Source organism: Kitasatospora sp. NPDC059812 (genome assembly GCF_042732075.1).
Taxonomy (GTDB): domain Bacteria; phylum Actinomycetota; class Actinomycetes; order Streptomycetales; family Streptomycetaceae; genus Kitasatospora.
This window is the reverse complement of record NZ_JBHWIO010000076.1, coordinates 29,960-36,223: the sequence shown is the minus strand read 5'-3', so window position 1 is coordinate 36,223 and position 6,264 is coordinate 29,960. Positions and strand designations below refer to the sequence as shown.

The 6,264-nt window shown below is 76.4% G+C and carries 3 protein-coding genes; all 3 read right to left on the bottom strand.

Annotated features, from left to right (window positions below):
• Window positions 1-92: 92 nt before the first annotated feature.
• The 3 genes from ACFV6D_RS29745 to ACFV6D_RS29735 are packed head-to-tail and all read right to left on the bottom strand — an operon-like array spanning window position 93 to window position 6,224.
• Complete coding sequence (locus tag ACFV6D_RS29745) at window positions 93-1,883, bottom strand: AMP-binding protein (protein ID WP_380561812.1); 1,791 nt, start codon at window positions 1,881-1,883, stop codon at window positions 93-95.
• Window positions 1,884-1,941: 58 nt separating this feature from the next.
• Window positions 1,942-3,117: an acyl-CoA dehydrogenase family protein gene (locus tag ACFV6D_RS29740; protein WP_380425767.1), complete on the bottom strand. Its 1,176-nt coding sequence runs from the start codon at window positions 3,115-3,117 to the stop codon at window positions 1,942-1,944.
• A complete protein-coding gene (locus ACFV6D_RS29735) occupies window positions 3,114-6,224 on the bottom strand; it encodes an amino acid adenylation domain-containing protein (RefSeq protein ID WP_380561810.1) in 3,111 nt (1,036 codons plus the stop codon). The genes ACFV6D_RS29740 and ACFV6D_RS29735 overlap by 4 nt, the downstream gene beginning before the upstream one ends.
• Window positions 6,225-6,264: the final 40 nt, after the last annotated feature.

Below are 6,264 nucleotides of genomic sequence, written 5' to 3'. Positions count from 1 at the left end.
GCGGGGGGGGGGGGCTGTGGGGGGGCGCCGGCCCGCCCCGGCCGGCCGCCGCGCGCGGGCGCCCTGCGCAGGTCGTACGGGCGGGCGGGCGGTCAGACGGCGGCGGCGGTCGGCTGCCGCTCCGCCACCAGCCGGGCGACGGCCCGCAGGTCGGGCTGGCGCAGCACCAGGGGCGCGCGCAACCGCACCCCGCACTCCTCCTCCAGGGCCTCCAGCAGCCGTGCGGCGGCGAGCGAGTTGCCGCCCGAGGCGAGGAAGTTGTCGCCGGGCCCGAGGTCGGCGCGGCCGAGCAGGTCGCGGCACAGGCGCAGCACGGTGCGCTCGGTGGGCGTGGCGCCCTCCTCCGCCGCGACCGGCTCGTCCGCGGCCGGGGCGAGCAGCAGTGCGGCGCGGTCGACCTTGCCGTTGGCGTCCAGCGGGAAGGTGTCGACCAGGCGGACGGCCGACGGGACGGCCTGCTCGGGCAGCCACGGCCGGACCGCCGCCAGCAGTTCGTCGGCGCCGGCCGCCGAGGGCCCCTCGACGGTCTGGACGAAGGCGAGCAGCCGGACGCCGCCGGTCGGCGCCGGGGCCGCGGCCACCACGGCCCGGCGCACCCGCGGGTCGCGCTCGAACGCGGCCTCGACCTCGGCGGGTTCGACCCGGACGCCGCTGACCTTGACCTGGTCGTCGAGCCGGCCGTGGAACTCCAGCACGCCGTCGGCGCCCATCACCACCCGGTCGCCGCTGCGGTAGACCCGGTCGATGCCGTCCACGCCGGGCGGCACGCCGACGAAGCGCCGGGCGGTCAGCTCGGGGTCGAGGTAGCCGGCGGCCAGGCCCCGGCCGCCGATGCGCAGTTCGCCGGCCTGGCCGCGCGGCACCGGCCGGCCGTCCTCGTCGGTGACCAGGACGACCGCGCCCGGGACGGGCAGCCCGATCGGCGGTGCGCCGGCGCCGTGGTCGAGGCCGGGCGCCATGGTGTGCACGGTGGTGGTGACGGTGGCCTCGGCGGGGCCGTAGGCGTTGTGGACGGCCGCGGTGACGTCCGGGCCGGGGGCGCGGCGCAGCCGGTCGCCGCCGATGGTGAGGTGGCGCAGCGCCAGCCCGTCCGGCCACGCGCGCGCCAGGATCGGCTCGGCGAGCGGGGTCGGCAGGATGCTGACGGTGACGCCGGCCTCGCGCCACCAGTCGGTGAGCGCGCCCGGGTCCCAGCGGACGGCCTCGGGGGCGAGGGTGAGCGCGGCGCCGGAGGTGAGGGTGGCCCACAGCTCCAGGACGTGCGGGTCGAAGGACACGCCGATCAGCAGGCTGTGCCGCTCGCCGGGGCCGAGGCCGGTCAGCTCGCGGTACCAGTGGAGCAGCGCGCCGAGGGCGGGCTCGCCGACGGCGACGGCCTTGGGGGTGCCGGTCGAGCCGGAGGTGAGCACCGCGTAGTGGGTGCCGGCGGGCACGTGGACCTGCTCGCCGGGGACGAACGCGGCGACCACGTCGGTGGCCGGGTCCAGGTCGAGCGCCAGCTGCTCGCCGCCCTGGGGCAGCCGGGCCGGGTCGCCGACCAGGCAGGCGGGCCGCAGCTGCTCGGCGACGGCCTGGAGCCGGCGCTCGCCGGGACGCGGGCCGAGCGGCAGGTGGACGGCGCCGAGCTTGGCGGTGGCGAGGGTGACGGCGGCCAGGGCGGCGGAGTGGCCGAGGCAGACGCCGACCAGGTCGCCGGGGCGGATCCGGTCGCGCAGCGCCGCGGCCACGGTGTCGGCGAGGCGGTCGAGTTCGGCGTAGCTGTAGGTGCGGGCGCCGTCGATCAGGGCGGGCGCGTCCGGGGTCCGGTGCACCCAGGTGGCGAACAGGTCGAGGACCGCGCCGTCCTGGTGCGGGCGGCCGTATTCGATGCTCAGGGTTTCCATCATCGTCTCCAGGTGGTTCAGGCCGTTGACAGGCTGTTGACAGAGCGTTGACGGACTGTCAGTTCAGGCCCATGGAGCGGGCGATGATCACCTTCTGGACCTCGGAGGTCCCCTCGATGATCGTGGTCATCCGCACGTAGCGGTACAGGAACTCCAGCGGGTGGCCGCGCACCCAGCCGGTGGCGCCGTGCACCTGGAGCGAGCGGTCCACCGCGCGCACGGCGGTCTCGGAGGCGGTGAGCTTGGCGAGCGCCGCGTTCTCCGGCGCCTCGGTGCCGTCGTCGACCAGCCGGGCGCAGGCGAGGGTGAGCAGCTTGGAGCACTCCACCTCGGCCCGGGTGGCCACCAGGTGCTCCTGGATGTGCTGGTACTCGCCGATCACCTTGCCGAAGGCGCGCCGCTCGCGGGCGTACTCGACGCCCATGCGCAGCGCGTACTCGGCGATGCCGTTGCACATCGCGGCGACGACCAGGCGGCCCCGGGAGAGGCTGTCCATGGCGAGGGCGGTGGCCGCGCCGACGCCCTCCTCGCCGCCGATCACGGCGTCGGTGGAGACGGTGACCTGGTCGAGCAGCAGCTCGAACAGCGGTTCGCCGGACATGCCCTCGTAGCGCTGGCCGATCCGCAGGCCGGGCTGGTCGATCGGGAAGACGAAGGCGGTGGCGCCGGCGGTGGGCCCGGCCCCCTCGCCGAGGTCGGTGGCGGTGACGACGAGCACCAGGCCGGCCCGGTCGGCGTTGCTGACGAAGGTCTTGCGGCCGTTCAGCACCCAGCCGTCGGCGGTGCGCACGGCGGTGGTGGTGAGGCGGAACGCGTCGGAGCCGGCGTGCGGCTCGGTGAGGGCGAGGCAGCGGGTCTGCTCGCCGCGCACCAGCGGCACGAGGTGGCGCTCGATCTGCTCGGGGGTGCCGTGCCGCAGCAGCGGGCTGGGGCCGTCGGAGCCGGCCAGGGCGTACGGCGCGAGCGGGCAGCCGCTGCGCCCGGCCGCGTGGTGCAGCAGGACGACGGCGGTGAACGGCATGTCGGCGCCGCCGAGTTCCTCGGGGTAGTCGCCGGCGTAGAAGCCGAGCGCGGCGGAGCGCTTGCGGACGTAGGCGCGCAGTTCGGCGGGCACCTCGTCGGCGGTCTCGGGCAGTTCGGCGGCCAGCGGGACGAGCTCGCGGCGGACGAAGCTCTCGAAGGCGTCGACGAGTTCGCGGTGGGCGTCTTCGAGGACGGCGGAGGGGGCGCTCATGCGCGGTCTGCCTTTCCGGGGTGCTGGCCGGTGAGGGCGCTGGCCTGGTCGGCCAGGACGGCGTGGCGGAACAGGGTGCGCAGCGGCGGGCGGCTGCCGAGGTGCGGCTCCAGCCAGGCGGCGAGCTGGGCGGCGAGCAGCGAGTGGCCGCCGACCTCGAAGAAGTGGGACTCGGCGGTGAAGCGGTCGTGGCCGAGCACCTCGCGCCAGGCGGCGGCGATCAGTTCCTGGCCGGGGTCGGCGAAGGCGCTCTCGGCGGCCGGGGCGGCCTCCTGGGCGGGGGCCTCGTCGGCGAGCCGGGCGAGGGCGGCGCGGTCGGGCTTGCCGCCGGGCAGGGTGGGCATCGTCTCGACGGCCGTCCAGGTGGCGGGGACGAGCCCGCCGGGCAGCCGCTGGGCGAGCGCCGCGTGCAGGGCGGCCTGGTCGGGGCGGTCGGCGCCCTCCAGGAAGCCGATCAGGCGCGGGCCGGCCTGCGGGTCGGTGTGCAGCACCACCGCGCAGGAGCGGCCGCCGAGTTCGGCGGAGGCGGCGGCCTCGATCTCCTCCAGTTCGATCCGGTGGCCGCGCAGCTTGACCTGGTTGTCGGCTCGGCCGAGGAAGCACAGCCGGCCGCGCAGGTCGCGGTAGCCGCGGTCGCCGGTGCGGTAGACGCGCTCGCCGCCGAGGGCGGGCACGGTGACGAAGCGGGCCGCGGTCGGCTCCGGCAGACCGAGGTAGCCATCGGCCAACAGGGCTCCGCTGACGGCGAGTTCGCCGACGCAGCCGGCCGGGAGCGGGCGCAGCGCCTCGTCCAGGACGTGCAGGCGCACGCCGTCCAGTTCGGCGCCGAGCGGGATCTCGCCGTCCTCGGCCACGTCGGCGGCGGTGACCTCGTACACGGTGGAGGTGACGGTGGCCTCGGTGACGCCGTAGGCGTTCAGCACTGTGGTGGCCTCGATCAGGCCGGTCACCGCGCGGGCGGGCAGGCGCTCGCCGCCGAGGACGAGCAGCCGGGGCGCCCAGCGGCCGTCGCGCAGCGCCTCGCGCAGGTCCTCGCGGACGGCGAGCAGGTAGCTGGTCGGCAGGTTGGCGACGGTGACGCCGCGGGCGGCGAGCACGGCGACGAGCTCGGGCCCGGTGGGCACCTCGCGCTGCGGCACGACCAGGGCGGCGCCGGCGGCGAGCGCGGGCAGCACCTCCTCCAGCGCCACGTCGAAGGACGGGCGGGCGAACAGCAGCACCCGGTCGGCGGGGGTCAGTTCGTAGCGGGCGGCGATCGCGGCGACGTACCCGGCGAGCGCGTCGCGGCCGACCAGGACGGGCTTGGGCACGCCGGTGGAGCCGGAGGTGTGGATCAGGTAGGCGGCGCCCTCCACCACTGCGGCGGGCTCGGCCTTGGGGAAGGCCGGGCCGTCCAGCAGCGCGGGGGTGACGCCGTCGGCGGGCAGGGCGAGCGCGCTCTGCCGGGTGGCCAGCACCAGGGCCGGGGCCAGCCGGTCCAGCAGCAGGCCGAGCCGGGCGGCCGGGTCCTCGGCGGACAGCGGCGCGTACACGGCGCCGTACCGCAGGCAGGCGAGCAGGGCGACGACGCTGTCCACGCCGCGCGGCAGCACGGCGGCGACCGGCTGGCCGGGGGTGACGCCGGCGGCGCGCAGGCGTTCGGCCAGTTGGGTGACGCGGCGGTCGAGCTCACCGTAGCTGAGGCGCTCGGTGCCGGCGATCATCGCGATCGCCGTGGGGTCGTGGGCGGCGGCCGGGTCGAGACCGGCCCGGGCGACGGCGGTGGCGGGTTCGGCGGCCGGGGCGGGGTCGAGCGCGGCCAGCGTGGCCTCGGGCCGGTCGAGGTAGCAGCGCAGCAGCTGGAGCAGGCGGTCGGCCAGCAGGGTGGCCTCGGCCTCGCCGAAGAGGTCGGCGTCGTAGTCCCAGACCAGGGTCATCCCGGCGCCGCCGTGCTTCTCGCCGACCACCCGGCGGTCGTCCGGCAGCAGCACCAGGTCGAGGTCGAAGCGGGTGGTGCCGGTGTTGAAGCCCTCGTACAGCGAGACTTCGAGACCGGGCGCCTGGACGTCCGGCAGCGCGGCGTCGTGCGCGCTGAACATCACGTTGAACAGCGGGTTGTCGGCGCCGCCGGTGTGCAGGCCGAGCCGGCGGGTCAGCTCCTGGACCGGCAGGTCCTGGTAGGGCAGCGCGCGCAGCAGGACGTCGGTCACCTCGTCGACGGCCTCGGTGCCGGGGGCGGACGGGTCCAGTCGCAGGTGCAGCGGCACGGTGTTCACGAACATGCCGACGGTGCCCTCGAAGCCCTCAGGGCGGTTGCCGACGGCGGTGCCGACGACGAGTTCGCGGTGCCCGGAGTGCCGGCGCAGCAGTTCGGCGAAGAGCGTGAGCAGGGTGCTGAACGGGGTGTGCCCGTCCTCCTTGCTGCGGGTGCGCAGCCGCTCGGCCAGGTCGGCGCCGATCGCCTGGCGCATCTGGCCGCCGCGGTGGCGGCGCACCGCGGCGGGGTTGGCCAGCCCGGGCAGGGTGACCTCGCGCGGGGCGTCGGTCAGCTCCCGCAGCCAGAAGGCGAGCGCGCGCTCGCGGGCGTCCGGGTCGACGGCCGTACGGGCGTGCTGCTCGTACGAGGGCGCCTCGGGCAGCTGGTAGGGCTCGCCGAGGACGTGGGCGCGGTAGACGGTGAACAGGTCGCGCAGCAGGATCGCGAAGGAGTGGCCGTCGTGGACGAGGTGGTGCTCGACGTGGATCAGCCGGTGGTGGTCCGTGCCGAGGCGCACCAGGTGCCAGCGCAGCACCGGCGCCTGCTCGGTGTCCACCGGCTCCTCGGCCTCGGCGGCCAGCAGCTCGCGGAAGGCGGCGTCCGGGTCGGCCTCGGCGGCGAAGTCGCTGCGGCGCAGCGTCGGTTCGCAGTGCTCGGCGACCCGCTGGCCCGGCAGGCCCTCCGGGCGGGGGACCAGTTCCAGGCGCAGGCCCGGGTGGTGGGCGAGGACGGCGGCCAGTCCGGCGTGCAGCGCGTCCTCGTCGAGGGTGCCCCAGAGGTCGAGCACGGCGGTGAAGTTGTACGCACGACTGCCGGGCAGCATCTGCTCGTGCAGCCAGACGATCTCCTGCGAGGAGGAGAGCGCAAACATCGGTGACTCCCTTGTGTGGTGGGCGTGTTGGCCCTGCGGT

What these genes read in the sequence shown, in the direction of transcription:
- ACFV6D_RS29745 (WP_380561812.1), bottom strand. Translation starts at nt 1,883, where the DNA reads ATGGAAACCCTGAGCATCGAATACGGCCGCCCGCACCAGGACGGCGCG.
- ACFV6D_RS29740 (WP_380425767.1), bottom strand. Translation starts at nt 3,117, where the DNA reads ATGAGCGCCCCCTCCGCCGTCCTCGAAGACGCCCACCGCGAACTCGTC.
- ACFV6D_RS29735 (WP_380561810.1), bottom strand. Translation starts at nt 6,224, where the DNA reads ATGTTTGCGCTCTCCTCCTCGCAGGAGATCGTCTGGCTGCACGAGCAG.